Source organism: Devosia sp. 67-54, assembly GCF_001899075.1.
GTDB lineage: Bacteria > Pseudomonadota > Alphaproteobacteria > Rhizobiales > Devosiaceae > Devosia_A.
On record NZ_MKVA01000005.1, the window covers coordinates 187,320 to 210,744 of the forward strand.

Consider the following 23,425-nt stretch of genomic DNA (forward strand, 5'->3'; position numbering starts at 1 on the left):
GGTGAACCGCTCTAAGCCGCGAAATAGTCCTGCAGCGGGCGGACGGTGAGGTTGCCGTCCTTGTAGCCGATGATGCCTTCGACGGCGGCCACGGCGCCGGGGATGGTGGTGTAATAGGGGATCTTGCCCATCAGCGCGGTGCGGCGGATGTCGCGGCTGTCGGAGATCGACTTGGCGCCGTCGGTGGTGTTGATGACGAGCTGCACGCCGCCGTTCTTCATGGAGTCGACGATGTGCGGCCGGCCCTCGGCCACCTTGTTGACCTTGGTGGCGACGATGCCGTTCTCGGTCAGGTATTTCCAGGTGCCGGCGGTGGCGACGATCTTGAAGCCGGCGGCTTCGAGGTGGCGCATCGGCTCGATGATCAGTGGCTTGTCGTCGTCGCGGACGGAGATGAACACGGTGCCTTCGCGCGGCACTTTCGAGCCCGAGCCCATCTGCGATTTGGCGAAGGCCAGCGCGTAGTCGGTGTCGAGGCCGATGACCTCGCCGGTCGACTTCATCTCGGGGCCGAGCACGGTGTCGACGCCGGGGAAGCGGTTGAAGGGGAACACCGCTTCCTTGACCGCGATGTGGTGGAGCGGCGTTTCAGTGAGATGGAAGGAGGCGAGGCTTTCGCCGGCCATGACGCGCGAGGCGATCTTGGCGATCGGCTTGCCGATGACCTTGGCGACGAAGGGCACGGTGCGCGAGGCGCGCGGATTGACCTCGAGGATGTAGATGGTGCCGTCCTTGAGGGCGTATTGCACGTTCATCAGGCCGCCGACCTTGAGGGCGAGGGCGATCTCGGTGGTCTGGCGCTTGAGCTCGGCGATGATGTCGGGACCGAGGTGCATCGGCGGCAGCGAGCAGGCGCTGTCGCCCGAATGGATGCCGGCTTCCTCGATGTGCTCCATAATGCCGCAGACGAAGACGTCCTTGCCGTCGCTGAGGCAGTCGACGTCGATCTCGATGGCGCGGCTCAGATAGGCGTCGAACAGCAGCGGGTTGTCGGAGAGGACGGAGTTGATCTGGCCGGTCTTGTCGTTGGGATAGCGGATCAGGATGTCGGGCGGCACCAGCGAGGTCAGCGTGCCCTGCACGTAGTTCTCGAACTCGGCGGGGGAATGGACGATCTGCATGGCGCGGCCGCCCAGCACGTAGGACGGGCGGATGACCAGCGGATAGCCGAGCCGCTCGGCGACGATGCGCGCCTGCTCGAGCGAATAGGCGATGCCGTTGCGCGGCTGCGTCAGCTCGAGCCGGTTGATGAGTTTCGAGAACAGGTCGCGGTCTTCGGCGAGGTCGATGGAGGCGGGCTGGGTGCCCAGGATCGGCACGCCGGCCTTCTCGACGGCGTCGGCGAGGTTCAGCGGGGTCTGGCCGCCGAACTGCACGATGACGCCGTGCAGGGTGCCGTTGGACTTTTCGCGCTCGAGGATCTCGATCACGTCCTCTTCGGTCAGCGGCTCGAAATAGAGGCGGTCGGAGGTGTCGTAGTCGGTCGAGACGGTCTCGGGGTTGCAGTTGACCATGATGGTCTCGTAGCCGGCATCCGAGAGCGCGAAGGCGGCGTGGCAGCAGCAATAGTCGAACTCGATGCCCTGGCCGATGCGGTTGGGGCCGCCGCCGAGGATCACCACCTTCCTGCGGTCGGTGGGGCGCGATTCGTCGGCGGGCTGGCCGAGGAACGGCGTTTCATAGGTCGAGTACATGTAGGCGGTGGGCGAGGCGAATTCGGCGGCGCTGGTGTCGATGCGCTTGTAGACCGGGTGCACGCCGAGCGATTTGCGCAGGGCGCGCACGTCCCTGGGCTGCTTGCCGCTCAATTCGGCGAGGCGCCTGTCGGAAAAGCCCATCGACTTGACGTGGCACATCAGCTCGGCGCGGTCGGGCAGGCCGAACTCGCGCACCTTGGCTTCGGTGTCGACGATGCCCTTGATCTGCTCGAGGAACCACATGTCGATGCGCGAGGCGTCGTAGATGTCCTCGAGGCTCATGCCCAGCCGCATCGCCTCGGCGACGTAGAGCAGGCGGTTGGGAGTGGCGACGGCGACGGCGGCGCGGATGGCGTTGCGGTTCTCGTCCTCGTTGAGGCCGAGGCCGGGGATGCCGATCTCGTTGAGGCCGGTGAGGCCGGTTTCGAGCGAGCGCAGCGCCTTCTGCAGCGATTCCTGGAAGGTGCGGCCGATGGCCATGGCTTCGCCCACCGATTTCATCGAGGTGGTGAGGCGGTTGTCGGCGCCGGGGAATTTCTCGAAGGCGAAACGCGGAATCTTGGTGACGACGTAGTCGATGGTGGGCTCGAACGAGGCCGGGGTGGCGCCGCCGGTGATGTCGTTTTCGAGCTCGTCCAGCGTGTAGCCCACGGCCAGCCGCGCCGCGACCTTGGCGATGGGGAAGCCGGTGGCCTTGGACGCCAGCGCCGAGGAGCGGCTGACGCGCGGGTTCATCTCGATGACGATCATCCGCCCATCGGCCGGGTTGATGGCGAACTGCACGTTGGAGCCGCCGGTCTCGACGCCGATCTCGCGCAGCACCGCAATGCTGGCGTCGCGCATGATCTGGTATTCCTTGTCGGTCAGCGTCAGCGCCGGGGCAACGGTGATCGAATCGCCGGTGTGGACGCCCATCGGATCGACGTTCTCGATGGAGCAGACGATGATGCAGTTGTCGTTCTTGTCGCGCACCACCTCCATCTCGTATTCTTTCCAGCCGAGCACGCTTTCCTCGATCAGCACCTCGTCGGTGGGCGAGGCGTCGATGCCGGTTTCGACGATGTCGAGGAATTCTTCCTTGTTGTAGGCGATGCCGCCGCCGGTGCCGCCGAGGGTGAAGCTGGGGCGGATGATGCAGGGCAGGCCAATGACTTCAAGGGCCTGCAGCGCCTCGATCATGTTGTGGGCGAGCATGGAACGCGGCGTTTCGAGGCCGATCTTCTTCATGGCGTCGCGGAACAGCTCGCGGTCCTCGGCCTTGTCGATGGCCTCGGCGTCGGCGCCGATCAGCTCGACGCCGAACTGGTCGAGCACGCCCATCTTGCGCAGCGACAGGGCGCAGTTGAGCGCGGTCTGGCCGCCCATGGTCGGCAGCAGGGCGTCCGGGCGCTCCTTCTCGATGATCTTGGCGACGATCTCGGGGGTGATCGGCTCCATGTAGGTGGCATCGGCCAGATCCGGGTCGGTCATGATGGTCGCCGGATTGGAGTTGACCAGGATGATACGGTAGCCCTCATCCTTGAGGGCCTTGCAGGCCTGGGTGCCGGAATAATCGAATTCGCAGGCCTGCCCGATGATGATCGGCCCGGCGCCGATGATGAGGATCGATTTGATATCGGTACGTTTGGGCATATCTGGGCTCTGGCGTTGACGCGCGCGGAAAGACCGGTGGGGCCGGGCGTGCTCGGACGGATTCTTCAGGTTAAGGCGGCTCTCTAGCGGAGTGCCGCCGAGAAGGGAAGGGCAGGCGGCGCGTAGGCGCCTTGCCCTCGCCGCAGAAGCGGCCGATGATCGGCCAGACCACGCTGCGGGAGGCCAGGATGTGCCGCAATATCAAGCCGTTGTTCAATTTCGAGCCGCCGGCGACGAAAAACGAGATGCACGACGCCGCGCTGCAGTTCGTGCGCAAGATTTCGGGCTATGCGCACCCGTCGCAGGCCAACGAGGCGGCGTTCCACGAGGCGGTGGAGGAGATCGAGACGGTGGTGCGCAAGCTGCTCAAATCGCTCGAAACCAACGCGCCGCCGCGCGACCGCGAGGTGGAGGCGGAAAAGCGGCGCGAGCGCTCGAAGCTCAGGTTCGCCAACCAGCAGCGGGTGCCGGCCTGACGCGGCGCCGGCCTATTTGCTGAAGGTGATGTGCGAGGTGGTCTTTTCGCCGTGCCGGTCGATGATGGTGAAATTTACCGAGAGGCTCGCGGGCGACAGGGTCATGGTCGAGTAGGACGAGCCGGCCGCGCTGGTGTCCTTGGTGGTGAAGACCAGCGAATTGCCGCGCTTCACCCCCGGCACGGTGCCGCTGATGGAGCGGATTTCGTAGCGCCTGGTCTTGTCGTTGTAGCTGATGGCGCCGTTGAAGGCCTGGCTCGCCATGTCGGGAATGGTGCAGCGTCCCTGATATTTGGCGCTCTGGCCGCCGGCGGTGATGACGATGCGGCAGGCGACGGGACCGGACTGGGCCCCCACCAGCTTGCCCTTGCCGACCCAGTTGGCCGTGAGCTTCTGCAGGAAGGCGGTCTCGGCCGGGCCGGCGACGGCGGGCATGGCCGACACCGCCAGCAGCGCGGCCGTGAGAATGGAGAGGAGCTTGGTGCGCTGACGCATGGTCGATATCCCGGATCTTGAGGCTTTTGGGTGCACCTAGCGGGCGAATGTGGCAAGCGCACGGAGCCAAGAGGGTTAATCCTGGACGGGTTAACGCAAGGCGCGGGCTTTGGTTGAGCACGGCCGGCGATTTGTGCCGGCGCGGCGTGCTCAGGTCTCGGGCTCGGTGGTGAAGAGCAGCGGGAAGCCTTCGTTGCGCGCCATTTCGGTGGCGCGCGTCGCCTTGTCTTCGGCGACCTCGCGGGTGAACACGGCGACGACGCAACTGCCCTTGGTGTGCGCAGTGATCATGACGCGCAGCGCCTGGTCCTCGGTCATGCGGAATTCGGCCTTGAGGACGGTGACGACGAAATCGCGCGGGGTGAAGTCGTCGTTGACGAGGATGACCTTGTAGAGCGGCGGTCGTGCCGTGCGCGTCCGGGTCTTCGGTCTGGTCTTGGTGTCGCTTTCGGCCATCGGAGTCTCCGACGGAGATATTTGTATCACGCGCGCGGGCGCAAGTGTCAGAGGCCGGTGTCGGTCCCGGTGGCGGCGCGCGGGGCGGGCTGGCTGCGCTGGGCGGCGGGGGCGGCCGAGCGGCCGACGCGCTGGGCGGCGATCGCGGCGGGCATGGGGAACGGCACCGGCGTCGTGGCCGGCGCGGCGGCCTGGCTGTCAGCGGGCGTTTCGGTGGAGGCGGAGTCGTCCGGGGCGAGGGCGGGAGGCGGTTCGGCGGCGCTGTCGAGCGAGGGGCCGTCGGCGACCACGACGCCGGGGTAGGCGAACGGCTGCTGCTGCGCTGGCTGTGGCTGCGCCGCGGGGGCGCGCAGCTCGGCCGGAACGCTGGGGGCGGTGGCGATCACCGGCGCGGCGGCGCCGGCGGCGGGGACCGCGAGGCCGCCCGGGCGGGCGAGGACCGGCGGCGATGGCGGTGCGGACGGCAGCTCAACCGCGGGCAGCGCCGGCGCGATGGCCGGAGTCTCGGCGGCCGCTGCGGGCGCTGCCGAGGACGAGACCGGGGCCGGGGCGGAGGGGGTGCTGGCGGAGGCCTCGATGCGGGTGGCGGTGGCGCGCCCGTTCCCTTCGCGCAGGCTGAAGATCACCAGCAGCACGGCGACCGCGAGAGTGGCGTAGAGGCCGAAGCTCAGCACGCCGCTGCTGATGCGGGCGAATTGCGAGAGGCCGGATTCCTCGTCCTCGTATTCGTCCTCGGGCGGGCGGAACATCGGCTTCTGGCGCGGCGGCTCGACGCGGCGGCGGACCGGCTGCCAGTCATGCGGGTCGCCGGAGCGGCGGTCGCCGCGCCCGAGACCGCGCAGCAGCTTCTCGTCGGCATGGGAGGGCATGGCGCCGCGCAGCGGCATGGCCGTGCCGGCATCGCCGAAAAAGCTGGCGCCGACCGAGATCGAGCCGCGGTCGTCGGTCTCGCGGGCGGCCTCGTCGGCGTCGTCTGGCTCGTCCACCACCTCGTCGGCCAGCCGGCGGGGGGCGACGGCCGGGACGGCGCGGCGCTGCGGAGCGGCACGCCGGCGCTCGTAACGGTCATCATCCTCGTCATCCTCGTCGCGCCGCGCGCGGGGGCGGACGGGCGGCCGGCGGTGGCGGCGGAAAACGGCAATTCCGGCGAGGATGGCAGCGACCGCCAGCAAAGCGGGCGAGGTGAGCATCACGTAGTCGGGCCCATGGCGCAGCACGATGGCGGCGGCGAGCCAGCCAAGGGCGCCGAGGACGAACAGGCTGGCGCCGGCGATCGGCGCCGCGAGCACGAGACCCGCCCCGAGCACGCCGAGATTGGCGATGACGAACAGGACGAAGGCGACGAGCTGGGCCTGCCGGGCGTCGAAATGCACCAGCTCTGACGCGTCCAGGCCGCCCAGCGCCAGGATGAAGGAGGCGACCAGGCCGGCGAGAATTCCGAAGGCTAGGGCCGCGATGCGCAATAGGCTGCTCCGGTTGCTTCGAATGGGCCCCGGGGCCCAAGGTCGGCAGTGTTTCTCTTCCGCAGTCCAGGCAATTAGCGGCGAAATCCGGCGCAAAATAGCAGTGAAGCCGCGGAAAACAAGGTAATGCCCGGACATGTTGACGGCATGGCGAGGGCAGCCGCGCCGTCGCCGGGCGGCAAAGAATGAACTTTCGCGGCGCGGACAGGTTCATTGGCAAAGTTCAGCCAAAGGAGCCTCACATGCCCGCGACCGCAGCAGCCGCCACCGAAACGCCGAACCAGGTGCCGCATATCCGGCTCAGCGACGGCAACTCCATCCCGCAGCTGGGGATGGGGGTGTGGGAGGTCGACCCCAAGGTCACGGCGCGGGTGGTGCGCGACGGCATCGACGCCGGGTTCCGCCTGATCGACACCGCCGAAGGCTACGACAACGAAGCCGGCGTGGGCGAGGCGATCCGCAGTTGCGGGCTGCCGCGCGGCGAGCTGTTCATCACCTCCAAGCTGCGCAATGGCGCGCACGACCGCGACGCGGCGCTGAAGAGCTTCGATGCGACCATGGCGGCGCTCGGGCTCGAGCAGCTCGATATGTTCCTGATCCACTGGCCGGTGCCGGCGCAGGACAAATATGTCGAGGCGTGGCGGACGCTGGTCGAGCTGCAGCAGCAGGGGCGGGTGAAATCGATCGGGGTCAGCAATTTCAACGCGGAGCACCTCGAACGCATCATCGGCGAAACCGGGGTGACGCCGGTGGTCGACCAGATCGAGATGCATCCGTATTTCCAGCAGGCCGACAAGCTGGAGATGCTGAGGCACAAGGGCATCGCCGTCGAATGCTATTCGCCGCTCGGGCACGGCGAGGTGCTCAAGGACAAGGTGGTGGAGGGGATCGGCAAGGCGCACGGCAAGAGCGTGGCGCAGGTGGTGATCCGCTGGCACCTGCAGATGGGCCACATCGCCATCCCGCGCTCGGTGCATGCCGAGCGGCTGCGCGAGAATTTCGACGTGTTCGACTTCACGCTGAGCGACGACGAGATGCGGCAGATGGCCGGGCTCGACAAGGGCGAAGCCGGCCGCACCGGGTCCAACCCGGCGACGGCGAATTTCACGTTCTAGGGCTGGTAAGCGGCCGTCGTGGTGGGTTGGCGCTTGGCGACTTGCCCGTATCAGAGATCACGATAAGCCGCGTCGTCTTCCGGCGAGTTCCACTCGCTGAGAAGAACCTCCTCCGTTCGCCGGCGGCGGAACAGCAGGTCGCTGGCGGCGAGGAGGGCGCCGGCGGTGATCAGGAGGCAGGCGATGAGCAGGGTGTTGGAATAGGCGGCGTAGCCGGTCAGCACCAACAGGCCGGTCGAGAGCAGCGGCGCCGAGTAGGAGACGGCGCCGAGCACCTGGATGTCGCCATGCTTGACGCCGATGTCCCACACATAGAACGCCAGTCCAACCGGGCCGAGGCCGAGCGCGACGACAGCGAGCCATTGCCAGGGGCCGGCCGGCCAGATCGTGGGCTCGATGGCGACATGGACGAGCGCGGCAAGGAGCGCGGTGACGAGGCAGAAGCCGGTGATGGCGTCGCTCGATACGTGGGCGGTGCGGCGCGAGGCGACGGAATAGACGCCCCAGGCGATGGCGGCGAAGAGGGCGGCGAGGTAGCCGGGAAGATAGGCCGTGTCGAAGGCGAAGCCCTGGCCTTTGGTGACGACCAGCACGGCGCCGGCGAAGGCGAGGATGCAGCCGGCGATGTGCTGCCATTTGAGCCGTTCGCCGGGCAGCAGCGCCGAGAACACCACGATCAGCAGCGGCCAGAGGTAGTTGATGAGGCCGGCCTCGACCACCGGGGCGTGGCGCAGCGCGACGAAATAGGCGGCGTGGTAGCCGAAGAGGCCGCCGACGCCGAGCAGATAGACCGGCCAGGGCTGGCGGATGGCCTTCGCGGCGGCGGGCCGGACCAGCCACAGCGCGACGCCGGCGAGGCCGCCGATGCCGAAGGTCATGGCCAGCAGCTGGAAGGGCGGCACGTCGCCGCTGGCGGCGGTGAGCACGGCGAGCGAGGCCCAGAGCAGCACGGCGAGAAAGCCGATGCCGGTAGCGGTGCGGGGCGACAGGGTCATGCCGTGCAGTTAGCGGATTTGCCGCGGGAAGGGAAATTGCCGAATGTGATGGGGCCGATTAGGGTTCGGCATGACCTACGACCTGCCCGATCGCTTCAGCCGGCTGCGCCCGGGCGCCGCCTTCGACCTGCTGGAAGCCGACATCGTCGCCGAAAAGGCGTCGTCGCTCGGCCATCACGGGCGGCTGGTGGAGCAGGCGATGGCGGCGCTCAAGGCGTTCGACGCGGCGCCGGGCGGCGATCCGGCGCAGCGGGCGGCACTCCTGCGCAGGGCGGCGCGGGAGGTCTGGGCGTTCTTCGTGCAGCGCGAATTGTGCGGGCTGCGCGACCAGAAGCAGGTCATCCGCGACTACGGCATTCCCGGCGATGTGCTGGCGCGGCTGGGCGCCAGCGAGACGCTCAGGGCGCCGGCTCAGAAGTAGAATTTGAAGCCTTCGTGGCTCCTGGCGAAGCCGAGCCGCTCGTAGAAGCGGTGGGCGTCGGGGCGCTTCTTGTTGGAGGTGAGCTGCACCATGCCGCAGCCCTTTTCGCGGCAGCGCTCGACCGCCCAGCGCATCATCTCGGAGCCATGGCCGCGGCCGCGCACCCCGTCGGCGACGTGCACCACCTCGATCTGGCCGCGCCACATGCCGCGGCGCATCAGGCCGGGCAGGTAGGTGAGCTGGAAGCAGCCGATGGGCGTGCCGGCCTCCTCGACCACGAACATCTCCTGGTGCGGATCGGCATCGATGGCGGCGAGCGCCGCGGTGTAATCGGCATGGCCGGCGTCGGCGACGCTGTCATTGGTGGTGATGACGCTGTCCTCGACGATGAGGCCGATGATGAAGGGCAGGTCGGCAGGCGTGGCGTGGCGGTAGGTGAGCGCGGGCATGATGCAGTTGGTACTGGTGACTGCTGAGTCGAGGAAGACGGCAGGCGCCGGTGCTACACCCGCCTGCCCTTGGGGCTCAACCACCAGGCGATGGCGAGGGTGACGAGGGCGAGTGTGCCGGGGAGGGCGGCGATGGTGTACTGGTCGCCGGCGACGAGCACGGCGGTGCCGGCCCAGAAGATCGAGCTCAGCGCTTCGGCGATGGTGGAGACGCGCGAGGCGACCTGGCGGCGGCGGAACATGGCGCGCCGCATGGGGACGCGGAACCAGAGCTGGATGGCGGTGGCCGAGCCCGAGGAGAGCGCGGCGAACACGGCGGTGGTCGCGGCGAGGTGCAGCGAGGCGAACAGCATCAGGATGATGATGGGGGCGAGCAGCACCAGCACGACGGTGGCGACGGCCTCGATCTTGGCCTGCGTCACCGCCGCCGGCGGGACGGGGGCGGTGACGACGAGATCGTGCGCGTCCTCGCCGGAGATGGCGAGCCAGCTGAGGCCGCCCGAGAGCTGGCCGGTCGCCATCACCAGCACCGGGATGACGACGACATAGGTGCCGGCGGACTGGCCGTAGCTGATCCACAGGTAGAGCGCCGGCGGCAGCAGATACAGCACCTGCATCAGCGTCTGGCTGAGGAGCCAGGGGTCGCGGGCGAGGAGCTTCCATTCCTTGACGCGCAATTGCTGCTTCTGGCTGCGCGGGCGGAAATGCACCGGTCGGGCGCGGCGCGCCACCTGCTGCTGGCCGATGCCGGCGGCGGCGATGGCGTGGCGGCCGAAGCTCGAGGCAGCGAAAGCGATGGTGCCGCCGAGGCCGAGGGCGCCGAGCGCGACGACGCCGACGAGCGAGGGCCAGTCGCCGAGCACGGCACGGGCCGGGGCCCAGACGAGAGAGTCGAGCGGTGGCATCGCGGCGATGAAATCGGGATCGCCGAACAGCGCGAAGCGCGAGGCCATGTTGCCGAAATGCAGGATGGCGATGGCCTGGATGCCGATGACGAAGCCGGCGCCGACGAGGGCGGCGATGATCTGGGCGAAGAGGCGCGTGCGACGCGGTCCGGCGAGACGGAACAGGGCGACGGTGATCAGCACCGCGAGGGCGGTCGAGAGCGCCGAGAGCGCGGCGAGCACGAGGTAGGCGGTGAGCCAATGGGCGCCGTCGTGCAGCACCAGCACGTCGACGACGGGGCTCGCGAGCAGGCAGGCGAGCAGCAGCGTGGTGGCGGCGGTGATGCCGGTGCGCACCGCGAACAGGGTGTGCGAGGAGGCGGGCGAGCTCAGGATCAGGTCGAGGTCGGCGCGCGAATAGTAGGCGCGGGTGACCGATTCCAGCGCCTGGCTCAGCATCACCGTCCAGAACAGGAATCCGGTGCCGGTGATGGCGACCAGCGTGGCCTTGTCGGGGGCGATGCCGTGTTCGACCCAGGGGCCGACGATGGCGTTGGCCATCAGATGCAGGACGATGGCGACGACGATGACGAAGATCGTGAGCGCGATGCGGCGGGCGGGATAGCCGCCGGTCAGCATGGCGATGCCGTCGCGCCACATCAGCCGCGCTTCGTGCGCGGCGAACCAGGGCATGGACGCCGGCGCCAGCCTCATGCGGCGGCGTCCACCGCAGTGGCGGCCGGGCCGCCGGCCATTTCCTCTTCGGCCACGAGGTCGAGGAAGATCTCCTCGAGCGTGGTTTCGCGGCCGATGCGGGCGCGCAATTCGGCGAGGGTGCCTTCGGCGACGAGGCGGCCGTGGTTGATGACGCCGATGCGCTCGGCCATGCGTTCGGCGACTTCGAGAATGTGAGTGGTCATGATCACGGTGACGCCCTGCTTCACCTTGTCGAGCAGTACCTGCTTGACCTGGCGGGCGGAGCCGGCGTCGAGGCCGGTTAGCGGCTCGTCGAGGATGATGAGTCTCGGATCGTGCACCAGCGCGCCGGCGAGGGCGACCTTCTGCAGCATGCCCTTGGAGAAGCCGCCGCAGCGCTGATGGGCGTGCGGGGCGAGGCCGAGCCAGCCGATGAGCTCGGTGGCGTGCGCCTGAGCCCGCGCCGGGTCGATGCCCCAGAGGCCGGCGACGAATTCGAGATATTCGTATGGCGTGAGGCGGTCGTAGACCATCGGCTCGTCGGAAACCCAGGCGATGATCGATTTGGCGCCCAGCGGATCCTTGCGCGTGTCGATGCCGAACACCGAAATGGCGCCGGCTTCGGGCTGCAGCAGCCCCGCGACCATGCGCAGGATGGTGGTCTTGCCGGCGCCGTTGGGGCCGAGCAGGGCGTAGAACTCGCCGGCCTTCACGCGCAGATGCAAATCCTTCACCACCGGGCGGTCGAAGCTCTTGGCGAGCCCCTCGATGTCGAGGGCGAGCGGCGCGGAGTCGGTCATCGCGGGTGATTTCTGTTGGCTGCGCGCGGGGGTGCGCGCAGTTCGCGGCAGTCGCAGGAGGCTAGCGCCGGCGGATTGAAGGCGCGTGAACTGCTTGGGTTAAGAATTTGCAACCGGGGCGGCGCGGAACTTCGGCATGGCCTTGGCCATTAGCCAAGGGAAGGAGATTGACGGAGCAGGACCGATGATGGATCGCGAGAGTTTCGACGCTGACGACGGGGGCGCAATGGCCGTCGTGGCAGGGTTGCTGGTGGTCGTCGCCCTGCTGCTGGGCGGCGTTTTCTTCTATTTCGAGCTGGGCAATGCGCAGCCGCGCCACATCGATCTCGACGTCAAGCGCGCGGCGCTGACCGAGGCGGCCGTGCGCTGAAGCGGCGCCGGCCGCTATTGCAGGCCGGCGGGATCGACGATGCCGCCGGTGCAGCCGGGGTCGGTGCGCGGAGCGGCGGCGATGAGTTCGCCGATGCTGCCGCTGCCGAGCACGTCGCCGCGCAGGCCGATCGTGATCTCGGTGATGATGCGGCGGCTCCCATCCTGATCGCAGGCGATGCGCACGCGGTCGCCGGCGCCCCTGCCGAAGGCGGTATCGAAGGCCTGCCGGATGGCGGCGCCGTCGAGGCGGCGGCCGATGTTGCGCGCGAACAGGTCGGCGATGGCGGTGTTGTTGACGGTGCCGGCGAACAGCGCGGCGCGGTGGAAATAGAGGTCCGGAGCGGCGCCGGAGCAGGTGCCGTGCTCGATCCATTCATGGCGCTCGAGGCGCGATTGCGTGCCGGGCATGACGGCCCGCAGCTCGGCCCAGGTGGCGGCGCTGAGCTCGACCGCGGGCAGGGCGTCCCAGTCATGCGCCTTGTCGGCCTCGCGGTCGGCGGCGGCGACGCTGCAATAGGCGGCGCTGCGCGGCTGCGGCCAGAGACCGTGCAGCGAGAAATGCGTCGCCTCATACGATCCGGAGGTCTGCCGGCGGCATTCGGTGGCGCGCGGCACGCCTTCGCAGAAGGCCGGCTCCCAGCTCAAGGCGAGCACGTAGTCGGCCCTTTTCGCGGGCGCCGGTGACGGCGGCGCGATCGGCGCCGGCCGTGGCGGCGGTGCGGCGTCGGGCGTGCCGGTGGTCAGCGTGCCGCAGCTCACCGCCACCCAGCGCTCGGGCGGCACGGCGTCTGGAACGATGATCTGGTCAAAGCTCGCGGGCGTGTTGTTGGTGGTGACGAATTTGTAGCTCGCGCCGGGCACGGTGCGGATGTCGCCCGGATTGGTCTGCTTCTTGATCGACTGATAGGCGGGGCAGGCCTTGCTGGCGACGAACATCTGCGCGCTGGCCGCAGTGGAGGGTGCGGCGCTGCCGAATGCAGCGAGCAGAGCGAGAGCCATGGCGGCCAGCAAGCGCATGATCGTCACCGGGCGAAGACGTAGCCGTCGGGAACGCCGGTCGGCGACAGCACGAACTGCCAGACCTGCAGCACCTTGGCGCGGAAGCCGCCGGCGCAGCACAGCAAATAGTACTTCCACAGCCGGTAGAAGCGGACCTCCTCGGGCGTGTTGCGGCGCGTCCATTTCTTGTCGAAATTCTCGTACCAGGCGCACAGCGTCTTGTCGTAATGCGGCCCGATATTGTGGGTGTCGACCACCGTCCACAGCCCGTCGATGGCCTTGCCGACCTGCGCCATCGAGGGGATGACGCCGCCGGGGAAGATGTATTTTTCGAGCCAGGGCTCGATGGTGTCGGTCGACCATTGCGCGCCGATCGAGTGCAGCATGAACAGGCCGTCGTCCTTGATCACCGAGCGCGCCTTCTCGAAATAGGTGCGGTAGTTCTTGTGGCCGACATGCTCGAACATGCCCATCGACACGATGTGGTCGGTCTTGCCGTCGAACTCGCGGTAGTCCTTGACCTGGAACTCGATGGGCAGGTCCTTGTAGCGCTCGCGGCCATAGGCGGCCTGGTCGGGCGAGACGGTGACGCCGACGCAGCGGGCGCCGTATTTTTCGGCGGCAAAGCCCATGAAGGCGCCCCAGCCGCAGCCGATGTCCCAGACGAGCTGGCCGGGCTTCACCCCGATCTTGCGGCACACCAGGTCGAGCTTGGCCTCCTGCGCCTCGTCGACATTGGTGACGCCGGCCGGCCAGTAGCCGCACGAGCCGGTCATGCGCTTGTCGAGCGAGGCCTTGTAGGCTTCGGTCTCGTTGTAGTGCATGCGGGCGACGCGGCGCGAGCGCTCGACGCTCTGCATGTTGAGCAGCTTGGCCTGCACCACCTGCCAGAGCAGATTGGGGGTGAGCTTGAGCTTGTCGGCGACGCCGCCGCGCAGCACCTTGTTGAAGAATTCGGCGAGGTCGGCGGCATCCCACCAGCCGTCCATATAGGCTTCGCCGAGGCCCAGCGAGCCCTGGGCGAAGACGCGGGTCCAGACGCGCTCATCGTGGATCTGGATGTCCCAGGCGTTGGGGCCGTTGACGGTCACCCCCGCATCCTTGAGCAATCCGACGATCCGGTCTTTCTCAGTCACGATTTCACGTCCCCGCACATCCAGAAAATTGTGGCGGGAAGCAAAACGCTCAGGGCCGACAAGTCAATAGGGCAATCGCCCTGGCGCGGGGAGAGCCTCAGATCGTCACGTCTGGGAAAGCGGCTGGAAAAATTCCATGCGGCCGGTGTGCTTCCAGCCCAGGTTCACGTCGCGAACCGTCACTTTGCGCACGCCGTCGTTCTGGTGGATGAGCTTGGCGACGGACCCGCTCCAGGCCAGCACGATGGCGGTGTGCTGGCCGCCCGGCGCGGTGCCCCAGGTCGAGCGGCCGTCGGGGCTGGTGAATTTGGTGTCCCAGAACTGGATGATGATGCCGGGCTGGATGCCGTTGGCGGGCAGGCCCCAGACATAGCCCTTGTGAAAGCAATTCAGCATGTTGAGCACCTTCTCGACGAAATCGGTGCATTCGCCGCGGCCGACTTTCGTGCCCAGGAATTGGGTGGCCAAGCCGCCGACGCGCTCGCGCGTCAGCTGATTCTTGATCGCTATCGGGTCGAAGGCGGCGAGAGCCGGGCCGGTGGCGGCGAAGGCGGCGGCGCCGGACAGGACGGCGCGGCGGGAGAGAAATCTGGTCATGGCGATGCCTTTCTCGGATGCCTGCTCTGGGCGGGAGCAGAGCACCGTGGGCGCCGCGTGTCGTCCACCACCCGGTGGACGGGACGCGGAAAGGGCCGGCTATTGCACGCGCTGCCAGGCGCCGCTGCCGGCGTCGGAAAAGCCGCCATTGCCCAGCCGGATGGTCTGGCTGAAGCAGGTGTTGGAGCGGCTGAGGTCGGAGAAATGGATCATCAGGAAGATGCTGCCGTCGTTGAGGCCGTAGGCGGCCCAGAGGCCGGCGCCCTGGTTCTGCGAACAGGTCAGGTAGCCGAGATTGTCGGTGGGGCAGGTCTGGTCGCGGTACTGCCAGAGGCCGTTCGCCTCGTAGCTGCGGTAGACCTGCTCGTACATGCGGCCGTCGGGCGAGGGGAACTGGCCGTAATAGACGCCGGCCACCGCCTGCATGACCTTGGGGTCGGCGTTGCGGCGCGTCTGCAGCCAGTTCTGCGTCACCGAGGGGTTGTAGAAGGTGTTGCCGCAATAGTCGCCGCTGCAGCGCGGATCGGCGGTGGTGTAGCAGCGGTCGGGCTCGTCGGCGGCCAGCGCCGGGGCGGCGGCCAGGACGGCAAGGACGAGGGCGGGCAGGATTTTCGGCATGTCGGGGCTCCCAGGCGGCGGGAGAGTTCCACATGCGGCGGGGAGCGCCAACCTGACGGAAACGACAGGCCGGCGCCGCCAGATCAGGTCACCGATGGAATCGGTGCCCTGACCTGAGCTTTTGTTCTGTCGCGCTTCCGAACCGGAAAACCGTTGCCAATTTTCCTGGAAACGCTCCGGGGCGCCTAGAGCGTGATGCGGTAGTTGCCGAAGCCGTTGTCGGCCTCGCCCACATAGTCGATCTTCACGCCCTTGACCTCGGCGACATGGTCCTTGGCCTTGGGGCCGGACTGGAACATCACCGTGGTGCCGGGGAGCGGCGCCAGCGACCAGTTGCCGTCCGCGGCCGGATTGATGGTGCCGGTATCGTGGATGTAGCGCACGATGATGTCGCGGTTGGTGTCGGGGCCGGTGAAGATGATGGTCTTGCCGTCGGCGCCCGGGAAGAAGCCGCCGCCGCCCGCACGGTAGTTGTTGGTGGCGACGACGAATTTGGCGGTCTCGTCGATCGGCTTGCCGTCATATTGCAGGTCGACGATGCGGTGCGCGTCGGGGTTCACCACCACGCCCTTCTGGTCGTAGCGCGAGGGCTGGGAGATATCGATCTTGTAGGTCACCCCGTCGATGACGTCGAAATTGTAGGACGGGAAGGTGAGATCGATGAGGTCGGCGTCCTTGGAGCCGGGCTTGACCTGGTTGAAGATGCCGGCCGAGCGCTCCAGCCATTCGCGCACCTGGGCGCCGGTGACTTCCACGGCGCGGATGGTGTTGGGATAGAGATAGAGGTCGGCGACGTTCTTGATGGCGACCGGGCCGACGGGCACGTCGGTGTAGTAGTCCGGGCCGGGCTTGCCGCCGGCCTTGAACGGCGCCGCGGCCGACAGCAGCGGCAGCTTCTCCCACTGGCTGCCCTTGAGGTTCTCCTTGATGTAGGCCATCTGCGCGATGGAGACGATCTGCACCGACGGATCGTCGGCGACGAGCGAGAAGTAGGAGTAGAGCGGCGCGGCGGTCTGGCCCACCGGGCGGCGGACGTAGTCGAGCGTCGCCTTGTGGTCCTTTTCGACCGGCGCTTCGACGGCGGCGACGTCCTGCACGGTCGGCACCACCTTCTTGGTGGCGTCGTCGCGCTTCCAGATCGGACGCGCTTCCGAGGTGTGTGAAACGATCTTCCAGCTGTTGCCGTCCTTTTCGAGCAGCAGGTCGATGAGGCCCATATGCGAGCCCCAGAAGCCGGCCATGACGGCGGGCTTGCCCATCAGCGTGCCCTTGTCGAGGTCGGCGCCCTCGATGCCCTTGAAGTCGCCGGAGTTGGGGAACACCAGATGCTGGTGGCCGGTGAATACGACGTCGATGTCCTTGACGCCGGCCAGGAACAGAGCGGCGTTCTCCATCATATCGCCCTGCTGGCCGTCGATGCCGGTGTGGGCGAGGGCGATGACGAGGTCGGCGCCTTGTTCCTTCATCACCGGCACCCAGGCCTCGGCGGTCTTGACGATGTCGCGCACCGCCACCTTGCCCTCGAGGTTGGCGGAGTCCCAGATCATGATCTGCGGCGGCACGAAGCCGATAAAGCCGAGCTTGATGGTCTGCTGCTTGCCGTCGCCGTCGGTGATCTGCTTTTCGACGATCTTGAAGGGCGGCAGGAAGGTCTTGTCCTTGGTCGGATCGTCGCCGGTGATGGTGGCGGCGTTGACGAGGTTGGCGCACACGAAGGGGAACTGCGCGCCGGCCAGCGATTTCTGCAGGAAGTCGAGACCGTAGTTGAATTCGTGGTTGCCCAGCGTCGAGATCTCGTAGCCGAGCGTGTTCATGGCAGCAAAGGTCGGGTGCACGTCGCCGTCCTTGAAGCCGCGCTCATAGGCGACGTAGTCGCCCATCGGGTTGCCCTGGATCAGGTCGCCATTGTCGATGAGGATGGAGTTGGTGGCCTCGGAGCGGATCTGGTTGATCAGCGCGGCGGTGCGGCCCAGGCCCATGGTGTCGTTGGGGGCGTCGGCATAGTAGTCGTAGGGGAAGATGGCGACGTGAATGTCCGTCGTCTCCATCAGGCGCAAATGCGCCTGGTTGGTCGCCGCCATGGCGGCAAACGGGTGCATGACTATGAGCGCGCCGGCGCTGGCGGAGCCAGCAAGAAAGGCACGTCTGGACAGACGAGGCTGAAAATTCATGTCGATCTCCCTGTTGCGGTCGACTCGCGGGCGGAACGGGCGGCAGCAGTCGCTTGTTATAGGTGCCGCAGGCGAGCGACTTGTCTTGCCGGTTCGAGGTGACGCCGCGATGACCGGCAGCGGGGAGACTGTCAAAATTAGACCGGTTGGTCAAATTCTGGATTTGCGCCGGCGGCCAGCGTAAGCTCGCCTTCAGCTTGGGAGTCGAAACATGAAGTGGCAGGGACGCGAGGAGAGCTCGAATATCGAGGATCGCCGCGGCGAAGGCGGAGGCGGTCTCGGTGGCGGCGGCTTCGGCGGGGGGCTCGGCTCGAACCCGTTCGGGCGCGGCGGCGGCATCCAGTTGCCGAGCGGACGTTCGGGATCGAGCCTGGGCGGCCTCCTGGTCATCGTGATCTTCATCGTCATCGCCATGGCGTTCGGCATCAATCCGCTCAGCATCCTGACCGGCGACGACGGCACCAGCTCGCCCTTCGGCAATGCGCAGACGATGCCGCCGCGCAGCGCCGACGAGGAGCAGCTCAAGCAGTTCGTGGGCGTGGTGGTGAAGGACACCGAGACGTTCTGGGGCAATTATTTCAGCCAGCACGGGGCGACCTATACCGACCCCAAGGTGGTGCTGTTCTCGGGCCAGACCGCATCGGGCTGCGGCACGGCGGACGCGGCCTCGGGACCGTTCTACTGCCCCGAGGACCAGAAGGTTTACATCGATTTGAGCTTCTACCAGCAATTGCGTGACCAGTTCGGCGCGCCGGGCGATTTCGCGCAGGCCTATGTGATCGCGCACGAGGTGGGCCACCACGTGCAGGACCTGCTGGGCATCCTGCCGAAATTCAACCAGCGCCGGCAGTCGATGAGCCAGGACCAGGCCAACGCCTATTCGGTGAAGGTGGAACTGCAGGCCGACTGCTTCGCCGGCATGTGGGCGCGCGGCGAGCAGCAATATCTCGACAATGGCGACGTCGAGGAGGCGATCAACGCGGCCAACCAGATCGGCGACGACACGCTGACGCACAACACCATCTCGCCGCGGCAATATACGCACGGCACCTCGGCGCAGCGCATGCAGTGGTTCAAGACCGGCCTGCAATCGACCGACGTCAGCCAGTGCGACACCGGCATTCCGCGCTGAGCGGCAATCACAAAGAGTTCAGCATCCGACTAGATTAGAGCGACGTTACAGTGAAACCCGCGGCAGGCCCGCGGGTTTTTCGCGCGCGGCCGGAACACCCGCGGATTTTGTCTCGAATTCTCCCCGTAATCGTCACAATCGAAGGCGCAACCATCGTGCGCCCGAGAGGTTTTGTGGTCGACGCCATCAACAGGCGTCAAGCGCGCCGCGGCGCTTCAAACAAAACCGTAAATCCTGAAGGGAAGACCAATGCAGAAGATCGCAATCCTCGCTGCTGCGGCGGCAACACTGATGTCGGTCGGCATCGGGGGCGCCCTCGCCCAGAACAACAGCAATGAAGACTTCAACACCGCCGACGCCAACCATGACGGCTTCGTGACGATGGAAGAGGCGATGGGCATCTATTCGACGCTGACGCCAGACCTCTTCGCCAAGGCCGACGCCAATGGCGACCAGAAGCTCGACGAGGCGGAATACTCCGCCCTGGTGGGCCTGACTGCCGCCATCACCGGCGACAAGGCCGATAGCGGCAGCAGCGCGAGCGGCGCCGATACCGGTGCGTCGTCGAGCCAGGACATGTCGTCCAGCTCGTCGCCGACGAACCCGTAAGTTCGGCGTTCGGACGCTGACCGTTCGGAGGCCGCCCCACGTGGGCGGCCTCCGCTATTTTCACGGGGCTCAGGCGGAAGGGGCGGGGCGCTCGGGCTCGGGCGGCAGGCCCTTGTCGGCGCGGATGCGGTTCACGAAGCGGGTGAACAGATAGTGGCTGTCGTGCGGGCCGGGCGACGCCTCGGGATGGTACTGCACCGAGAAGATCGGCTTGCCGTCGACGCTGAGGCCGGCGTTGGAGCCGTCGAACAGCGACACATGGGTCTCGGTGACGCCGGCCGGCAGGCTCGCCGTATCCACCGCGAACCCGTGGTTCATCGAGGTGATCTCGACCTTGCCGGTGGTGAGGTCCTTGACGGGATGGTTGGCGCCATGGTGGCCCTGGTGCATCTTGCTGGTGGTGCCGCCCAGCGCGAGGCCGAGAAGCTGGTGGCCGAGGCAGATGCCGAAGATCGGCTTGCCGGTCTCCATCAGCGCCTTGATGGTGGGCACGGCATATTTGCCGGTGGCGGCCGGATCGCCGGGGCCGTTGCTGAGGAAGATGCCGTCGGGGTTGTGCCCCATGATGTCCTTGGCTGTGGCCGTCGCCGGCACCACGGTGACGCGCGCGCCCTGGTCGGCGAGCTGGCGCAGGATGTTGCGCTTGGCGCCGTAGTCGACGGCGACGATGTGGAATTTCGGGTCCTCGAGCGTGCCGTAGCCCTTGTTCCACTGCCACGGGGTCTGGTCCCATTTGTAGGTCTGGGCGGTGGTGACTTCCTTGGCGAGATCCAACCCTTCGAGGCCGGGGAAGGCCTTGAGCTCGGCGGCGATCGAGGGCTCGTGGAAGAAGCCGTCGGGCGCATGCGCGACGACGCCGTTGGGCATGCCCTTCTCGCGGATCATGGCGGTCAGCGCCCGGGTGTCGATGCCGGCGATGCCGACGATGTTGCGCTTCTTCAGCCAGGCGTCGAGCCGCTCGGCCGCCCGGTAATTGGCGGGGTTGGTGATGTCGGCCTTGAGCACGACGCCGCGGACGCCCGACAGCGCCGCCATGTTGACGGTCTCGATGTCCTCGTCATTGGTGCCGACATTGCCGATGTGCGGGAAGGTGAAGGTGACGATCTGGCCGGCATAGGAGGGATCGGTGAGGATCTCCTGGTAGCCGGTCATGGCGGTGTTGAAGCAGACCTCGCCGGCGGCGTGGCCGACGGCGCCGATGCCGCGGCCCTCGAGGCGGGTCCCGTCCTGCAGGATCAGAAGGGCGGTCGCAGGCGTGGGCTGCCAGCCGGACATGGCGGGTCTCCGAGGGGTTGATGATGCGGGTTGAGGGCTTCCCATAGAAGCCCGGCGCGGCAGGCGCAAGTGGCGGCGCCTCGCGTTACGGTCTATATGGGGCCAAATCGTTGGAATTTAAGGGATGACAGCCATGCGCGACGCGATCGGCGACAGCTACAAGACGGCGCTGAAGGCGCGGGACGAGCGGCGGACGCGGACGCTACGGGCGATCAACGCGGCGATCAAGGACCGCGACATCGCCAACCGCGGCGAGGGCAAGGGCCCGGCGACCGACGCCGAGGTGCTGGCGCTCTTGCAGAAGATGGTGAAGCAGCGCGAGGAAAGCTTTGCGATCTATGCCGAAGCCGGCCGTAACGACCTGGCGACGGTGGAGAAGGAAGAGATCGACATCCTCAACGAGTTCCTGCCCAAGGGGTTGAGCGAGGCCGAGGTGGAGGCGGCGATCACGGCGGCCATCGCCAAGACCGGCGCCGCCGGAGCCAAGGACATGGGCAAGGTGATCGCTTCGCTCAAGGCCGACTATCCGGGCCGCATCGATTTCGGCAAGGCGAGCGCCAAGGTGAAGGCGGCGCTGGGCTGAGGGTGATCAGCCGGCGCGCCTCTCGCGGGCCCAGGAGACGGCGGAGATCAGGGTGGCGAGGGCGGCGCTGACGACGCCGATCCAGGGCAGGATGGCGTAGGACGAGCCGTGGTCGATCAGCGTGCCGCCGAACCAGGCGCCGAAGGCCATCGCCACGTTGAACGAGGACGGGATGAGGCTCGAGGCGAGCAGCGGCGCGTCGCGGGTGTTGATGAGGATGCGCGTCTGCGCCGGCGCGCCGAAGGCGAAGCCGAGCGCCCCCCAGACCAGCACCATCACCGCCATGGCCCACGGCATGCCGGCGAACGGCACCATCAGCAGGTAGATCACCACCTGCGCGGCGAGGATGCCGGTGAGCGAGGCCATCAGCCTCCAGTCGGCGAGGCGGCCGCCGACCAGCACGCCGACGGTCGAGCCGAGGCCGAACAACAGCAGCAGCCAGGGCACGACGCCGATATCGATGCCCGAGACGGTGGTGAGCAGCGGCGAGATGTAGGTGAAGAGCGCGAACTGGCCGACGGTCTGGACGATGATGATGGCGATCGAGCTCCACACCGGCTCGCGCGTCAGCACGCGCAGCTCGGCGGCGAGGTTGCCGTGCGGCGTATCGCCGGCGCCGGTCGCCGGCACCAGCAAGGCGATCAGCGCAAAGGCGACGACACCGAGGCCGGAGACGGCGGCGAAGGTCATGCGCCAGCCGAAGGCAGTGCCGATGGCAGTGCCGATCGGCACGCCGATGATGTTGGCGACGGTGAGGCCGGCAAGGATCAGGCCGACGGCGAAGCCGCGGCGCTTCTCCTCGACGATGGTGGTGGCGACGACCATGGCGGTGCCGAAATAGGCGCCGTGGATCAGGGCGATGAAGATGCGCGCGACGAGCAGCGCGGTGAAGCCCGGGGCGACGGCGCAGAAGGCGTAGCCGACGACGAAGATGCCGACATAGATGAGCAGCAGCAGCTTCTTGGGGTAGCGGCCGGTGAAGGTCGCGAGCACCGGGCCGCCGACGGCGACGCCGAGGGCATAGAGGCTGACCAGCAGCGCCGCGGTGGGGATGGAGATGGCGAGATCGCCCGAGACCGCGGGCAGGATGCCGGCGATGACGAATTCCGACGTGCCGATGGCGAAGGCGGCGGCGAACAGCGCGAACAAGGCGGGCGACATCAGCCGGCCTCGGCCAGGTTGGAGGAATGCGGCAGGCGCACCGAGATCAGGGCGATGATGCCGGCGAGCGTGCTGGTGACGATGCCGATCGCGGGCAGCAGGGCGAAGCTCAGCCCGCCGCTGAGCAGCACGGCGCCGAGCGCGGCGCCGGCGGCGATGCCGGTGTTGTAGGCGGTCGACACCATGGTCGAGGCGAGGCGCGGGGCGGCGCGGGCGCCGTGCAGGATGCGCAACTGCACCGGGGTCGAAAAGCCGAAACCGAAAAACGCCGAAAAGAACAGCATGATGCCGACGGCGATGGGGTCGTACACGGCGACGAGTAGCAGGGCGAAGGTCAGGATCTGGCCGGCGATGACGATCAGGATCGAGGCGTCGATGTTCCAGTCGGCGCCCTTGCCGCCCAGCCAGATGCCGGTTACGGCCCCGGCGCCGCCGAGCAGCAGGTAGTAGGGGACGGCGGCTTCGGCGATGCCGGTCACGCGGGTCAGCATGGCGACCTGGAAGGTGCCGAAGGCGAGTTGGCCGACCATGATCACGGCGATGGCGAGGTAGGTGAGGAACACCTCCTGGTGCAGCAATTGCCGGGCCTGCAGCCGCAGCGGCGCGTCGGCCTGCGCCTCGCCCCGGGTCTGGGCCGGCAGCGCGATGAACACGGCGACCACCGAGAGCACGGCGAGGGCGGCGATGACCACGAAGGTGATGCGCCAGCCGAAGGCGTTGCCGATGGCGGTGCCGCCGGGCAGGCCGAGGATGTTGGCGACGGTGATGCCGCCGACGAACAGCGACAGCGCCGCGCCGCGCCGTTCGGCCGGCACGAGCTGGCTCACCGCGACGCTGGCGACGCCGAAGAACACGCCGTGGCCGCAGGCCGACACCAGCCGAGCGCCGAGCAGCAGCTCGTAATTGGGGGCGAGCGCGCAGAGCAATTGCCCGATGGCGAAGATGGTCATCACCCCCAGGATCGCCGGCTTCAGCGGGATGCGCGTCAGCAGCAGGCCGAGCAGCGGGCCGCCGATGGCCACGCCGGCGGCATAGCCGGTGACCAGGAGGCCCGCCGTCGGGATCGACACGCCGAGATCGCCCGACACCGAGAGCAGAATCCCGGAGACGATGAATTCGGTGGAGCCGATGCAGAAGGCGGCGAGGGCGAGGGCGAAGACGGCAGGAGGCATTTGGTGACCCGGAGAGCGGGC

At 67.6% G+C, this 23,425-nt stretch carries 23 protein-coding genes; 7 read left to right on the forward strand and 16 right to left on the reverse strand.

Annotated features, from left to right (window positions below; translation table 11 throughout):
* Positions 1 to 11 precede the first annotated feature (11 nt).
* A complete protein-coding gene (gene carB / locus BGO82_RS05935) occupies positions 12 to 3,329 on the reverse strand; it encodes a carbamoyl-phosphate synthase large subunit (RefSeq protein ID WP_291304642.1) in 3,318 nt (1,105 codons plus the stop codon).
* Between the two features lie 188 nt (positions 3,330 to 3,517).
* Here carB and BGO82_RS05940 point away from each other — a divergent pair, with 188 nt between their 5' ends.
* Positions 3,518 to 3,805 carry a DUF2277 domain-containing protein gene (locus BGO82_RS05940; protein WP_291305681.1) on the forward strand — a complete coding sequence of 96 codons (288 nt, stop codon included), beginning with the start codon at positions 3,518 to 3,520 and terminating at the stop codon, positions 3,803 to 3,805.
* Between the two features lie 12 nt (positions 3,806 to 3,817).
* Here the strand turns inward: BGO82_RS05940 and BGO82_RS05945 are convergent, their stop codons facing one another.
* From BGO82_RS05945 to BGO82_RS05955, 3 genes are all read right to left on the reverse strand, one after another.
* Positions 3,818 to 4,300: a hypothetical protein gene (locus BGO82_RS05945; protein ID WP_291304643.1), complete on the reverse strand. Its 483-nt coding sequence runs from the start codon at positions 4,298 to 4,300 to the stop codon at positions 3,818 to 3,820.
* Between the two features lie 150 nt (positions 4,301 to 4,450).
* Entirely contained in the window at positions 4,451 to 4,756 is a 306-nt protein-coding gene (gene clpS, locus BGO82_RS05950) for an ATP-dependent Clp protease adapter ClpS (protein ID WP_291304644.1), read from the reverse strand.
* Between the two features lie 47 nt (positions 4,757 to 4,803).
* Positions 4,804 to 6,219, reverse strand: coding sequence for a hypothetical protein (locus tag BGO82_RS05955; RefSeq protein ID WP_291304645.1), 1,416 nt, complete (start codon positions 6,217 to 6,219; stop codon positions 4,804 to 4,806).
* Between the two features lie 242 nt (positions 6,220 to 6,461).
* On the opposite strand from BGO82_RS05955, the gene BGO82_RS05960 reads away from it, so the two are divergent.
* Positions 6,462 to 7,334 (forward strand): aldo/keto reductase, encoded by an 873-nt coding sequence (locus BGO82_RS05960; protein ID WP_291304646.1) that lies wholly within the window; start codon positions 6,462 to 6,464, stop codon positions 7,332 to 7,334.
* A 50-nt stretch (positions 7,335 to 7,384) separates the two neighbouring features.
* Here BGO82_RS05960 and BGO82_RS05965 read toward each other — a convergent pair whose 3' ends face one another.
* Complete coding sequence (locus BGO82_RS05965) at positions 7,385 to 8,323, reverse strand: EamA family transporter (protein WP_291305682.1); 939 nt, start codon at positions 8,321 to 8,323, stop codon at positions 7,385 to 7,387.
* Positions 8,324 to 8,399: 76 nt separating this feature from the next.
* On the opposite strand from BGO82_RS05965, the gene BGO82_RS05970 reads away from it, so the two are divergent.
* A complete protein-coding gene (locus BGO82_RS05970; RefSeq protein ID WP_291304647.1) occupies positions 8,400 to 8,750 on the forward strand; it encodes a DUF6665 family protein in 351 nt (116 codons plus the stop codon).
* Here BGO82_RS05970 and BGO82_RS05975 read toward each other — a convergent pair.
* Genes BGO82_RS05975 through BGO82_RS05985 form a run of 3 tightly spaced genes read right to left on the reverse strand, consistent with a single transcriptional unit; the run spans position 8,741 to position 11,579 of the window.
* Positions 8,741 to 9,199, reverse strand: a complete 459-nt coding sequence (locus BGO82_RS05975; protein ID WP_291304648.1) for a GNAT family N-acetyltransferase — start codon at positions 9,197 to 9,199, stop codon at positions 8,741 to 8,743. The two genes, BGO82_RS05970 and BGO82_RS05975, sit on opposite strands and share 10 nt — an antisense overlap.
* Before the next feature lie 53 nt (positions 9,200 to 9,252).
* Positions 9,253 to 10,776, reverse strand: coding sequence for a permease (locus BGO82_RS05980; RefSeq protein ID WP_291304649.1), 1,524 nt, complete (start codon positions 10,774 to 10,776; stop codon positions 9,253 to 9,255).
* Positions 10,777 to 10,793: 17 nt separating this feature from the next.
* A complete protein-coding gene (locus tag BGO82_RS05985) occupies positions 10,794 to 11,579 on the reverse strand; it encodes an ABC transporter ATP-binding protein (protein WP_291304650.1) in 786 nt (261 codons plus the stop codon).
* A 184-nt stretch (positions 11,580 to 11,763) separates the two neighbouring features.
* On the opposite strand from BGO82_RS05985, the gene BGO82_RS05990 reads away from it, so the two are divergent.
* On the forward strand, positions 11,764 to 11,949 hold the full coding sequence (locus BGO82_RS05990) for a hypothetical protein (protein ID WP_291304651.1): 186 nt from the start codon (positions 11,764 to 11,766) through the stop codon (positions 11,947 to 11,949).
* 14 nt (positions 11,950 to 11,963) lie between these two features.
* On the opposite strand, the gene BGO82_RS05995 is transcribed toward BGO82_RS05990, so the two are convergent.
* The 5 genes from BGO82_RS05995 to BGO82_RS06015 all read right to left on the reverse strand — a co-directional run bounded on the left by BGO82_RS05995 (position 11,964) and on the right by BGO82_RS06015 (position 17,472).
* On the reverse strand, positions 11,964 to 12,968 hold the full coding sequence (locus tag BGO82_RS05995) for a ribonuclease (RefSeq protein ID WP_291304652.1): 1,005 nt from the start codon (positions 12,966 to 12,968) through the stop codon (positions 11,964 to 11,966).
* 5 nt (positions 12,969 to 12,973) lie between these two features.
* Entirely contained in the window at positions 12,974 to 14,086 is a 1,113-nt protein-coding gene (cfa, locus tag BGO82_RS06000) for a cyclopropane fatty acyl phospholipid synthase (protein WP_291304653.1), read from the reverse strand.
* Positions 14,087 to 14,191: 105 nt separating this feature from the next.
* Positions 14,192 to 14,683: a hypothetical protein gene (locus tag BGO82_RS06005; RefSeq protein ID WP_291304654.1), complete on the reverse strand. Its 492-nt coding sequence runs from the start codon at positions 14,681 to 14,683 to the stop codon at positions 14,192 to 14,194.
* Between the two features lie 99 nt (positions 14,684 to 14,782).
* Complete coding sequence (locus tag BGO82_RS06010; RefSeq protein ID WP_291304655.1) at positions 14,783 to 15,301, reverse strand: hypothetical protein; 519 nt, start codon at positions 15,299 to 15,301, stop codon at positions 14,783 to 14,785.
* Positions 15,302 to 15,486: 185 nt separating this feature from the next.
* Positions 15,487 to 17,472, reverse strand: coding sequence for a bifunctional 2',3'-cyclic-nucleotide 2'-phosphodiesterase/3'-nucleotidase (locus BGO82_RS06015; RefSeq protein WP_291304656.1), 1,986 nt, complete (start codon positions 17,470 to 17,472; stop codon positions 15,487 to 15,489).
* 211 nt (positions 17,473 to 17,683) lie between these two features.
* Here BGO82_RS06015 and BGO82_RS06020 point away from each other — a divergent pair, with 211 nt between their 5' ends.
* Positions 17,684 to 18,604 carry a neutral zinc metallopeptidase gene (locus tag BGO82_RS06020; RefSeq protein WP_291304657.1) on the forward strand — a complete coding sequence of 307 codons (921 nt, stop codon included), beginning with the start codon at positions 17,684 to 17,686 and terminating at the stop codon, positions 18,602 to 18,604.
* Positions 18,605 to 18,853: 249 nt separating this feature from the next.
* On the forward strand, positions 18,854 to 19,213 hold the full coding sequence (locus BGO82_RS06025; protein WP_291304658.1) for a hypothetical protein: 360 nt from the start codon (positions 18,854 to 18,856) through the stop codon (positions 19,211 to 19,213).
* A 69-nt stretch (positions 19,214 to 19,282) separates the two neighbouring features.
* Here the strand turns inward: BGO82_RS06025 and carA are convergent, their stop codons facing one another.
* Positions 19,283 to 20,488 carry a glutamine-hydrolyzing carbamoyl-phosphate synthase small subunit gene (carA, locus tag BGO82_RS06030; protein ID WP_291304659.1) on the reverse strand — a complete coding sequence of 402 codons (1,206 nt, stop codon included), beginning with the start codon at positions 20,486 to 20,488 and terminating at the stop codon, positions 19,283 to 19,285.
* A 133-nt stretch (positions 20,489 to 20,621) separates the two neighbouring features.
* On the opposite strand from carA, the gene BGO82_RS06035 reads away from it, so the two are divergent.
* Positions 20,622 to 21,071: a GatB/YqeY domain-containing protein gene (locus BGO82_RS06035; protein ID WP_291304660.1), complete on the forward strand. Its 450-nt coding sequence runs from the start codon at positions 20,622 to 20,624 to the stop codon at positions 21,069 to 21,071.
* Between the two features lie 6 nt (positions 21,072 to 21,077).
* On the opposite strand, the gene BGO82_RS06040 is transcribed toward BGO82_RS06035, so the two are convergent.
* A complete protein-coding gene (locus BGO82_RS06040) occupies positions 21,078 to 22,232 on the reverse strand; it encodes an MFS transporter (RefSeq protein ID WP_291304661.1) in 1,155 nt (384 codons plus the stop codon).
* On the reverse strand, positions 22,232 to 23,404 hold the full coding sequence (locus BGO82_RS06045) for an MFS transporter (protein ID WP_291304662.1): 1,173 nt from the start codon (positions 23,402 to 23,404) through the stop codon (positions 22,232 to 22,234). The genes BGO82_RS06040 and BGO82_RS06045 overlap by 1 nt, the downstream gene beginning before the upstream one ends.
* Positions 23,405 to 23,425: the final 21 nt, after the last annotated feature.

Coding starts and splice junctions, on each gene's coding strand:
- carB (WP_291304642.1), bottom strand. CDS start 3,329: ATGCCCAAACGTACCGATATCAAATCGATCCTCATCATCGGCGCCGGG.
- BGO82_RS05940 (WP_291305681.1), top strand. CDS start 3,518: ATGTGCCGCAATATCAAGCCGTTGTTCAATTTCGAGCCGCCGGCGACG.
- BGO82_RS05945 (WP_291304643.1), bottom strand. CDS start 4,300: ATGCGTCAGCGCACCAAGCTCCTCTCCATTCTCACGGCCGCGCTGCTG.
- clpS (WP_291304644.1), bottom strand. CDS start 4,756: ATGGCCGAAAGCGACACCAAGACCAGACCGAAGACCCGGACGCGCACG.
- BGO82_RS05960 (WP_291304646.1), top strand. CDS start 6,462: ATGCCCGCGACCGCAGCAGCCGCCACCGAAACGCCGAACCAGGTGCCG.
- BGO82_RS05970 (WP_291304647.1), top strand. CDS start 8,400: ATGACCTACGACCTGCCCGATCGCTTCAGCCGGCTGCGCCCGGGCGCC.
- BGO82_RS05975 (WP_291304648.1), bottom strand. CDS start 9,199: ATGCCCGCGCTCACCTACCGCCACGCCACGCCTGCCGACCTGCCCTTC.
- BGO82_RS05980 (WP_291304649.1), bottom strand. CDS start 10,776: ATGCCCTGGTTCGCCGCGCACGAAGCGCGGCTGATGTGGCGCGACGGC.
- BGO82_RS05985 (WP_291304650.1), bottom strand. CDS start 11,579: ATGACCGACTCCGCGCCGCTCGCCCTCGACATCGAGGGGCTCGCCAAG.
- BGO82_RS05990 (WP_291304651.1), top strand. CDS start 11,764: ATGATGGATCGCGAGAGTTTCGACGCTGACGACGGGGGCGCAATGGCC.
- BGO82_RS05995 (WP_291304652.1), bottom strand. CDS start 12,968: ATGCGCTTGCTGGCCGCCATGGCTCTCGCTCTGCTCGCTGCATTCGGC.
- BGO82_RS06005 (WP_291304654.1), bottom strand. CDS start 14,683: ATGACCAGATTTCTCTCCCGCCGCGCCGTCCTGTCCGGCGCCGCCGCC.
- BGO82_RS06010 (WP_291304655.1), bottom strand. CDS start 15,301: ATGCCGAAAATCCTGCCCGCCCTCGTCCTTGCCGTCCTGGCCGCCGCC.
- BGO82_RS06015 (WP_291304656.1), bottom strand. CDS start 17,472: ATGAATTTTCAGCCTCGTCTGTCCAGACGTGCCTTTCTTGCTGGCTCC.
- BGO82_RS06020 (WP_291304657.1), top strand. CDS start 17,684: ATGAAGTGGCAGGGACGCGAGGAGAGCTCGAATATCGAGGATCGCCGC.
- BGO82_RS06025 (WP_291304658.1), top strand. CDS start 18,854: ATGCAGAAGATCGCAATCCTCGCTGCTGCGGCGGCAACACTGATGTCG.
- carA (WP_291304659.1), bottom strand. CDS start 20,488: ATGTCCGGCTGGCAGCCCACGCCTGCGACCGCCCTTCTGATCCTGCAG.
- BGO82_RS06035 (WP_291304660.1), top strand. CDS start 20,622: ATGCGCGACGCGATCGGCGACAGCTACAAGACGGCGCTGAAGGCGCGG.
- BGO82_RS06040 (WP_291304661.1), bottom strand. CDS start 22,232: ATGTCGCCCGCCTTGTTCGCGCTGTTCGCCGCCGCCTTCGCCATCGGC.
- BGO82_RS06045 (WP_291304662.1), bottom strand. CDS start 23,404: ATGCCTCCTGCCGTCTTCGCCCTCGCCCTCGCCGCCTTCTGCATCGGC.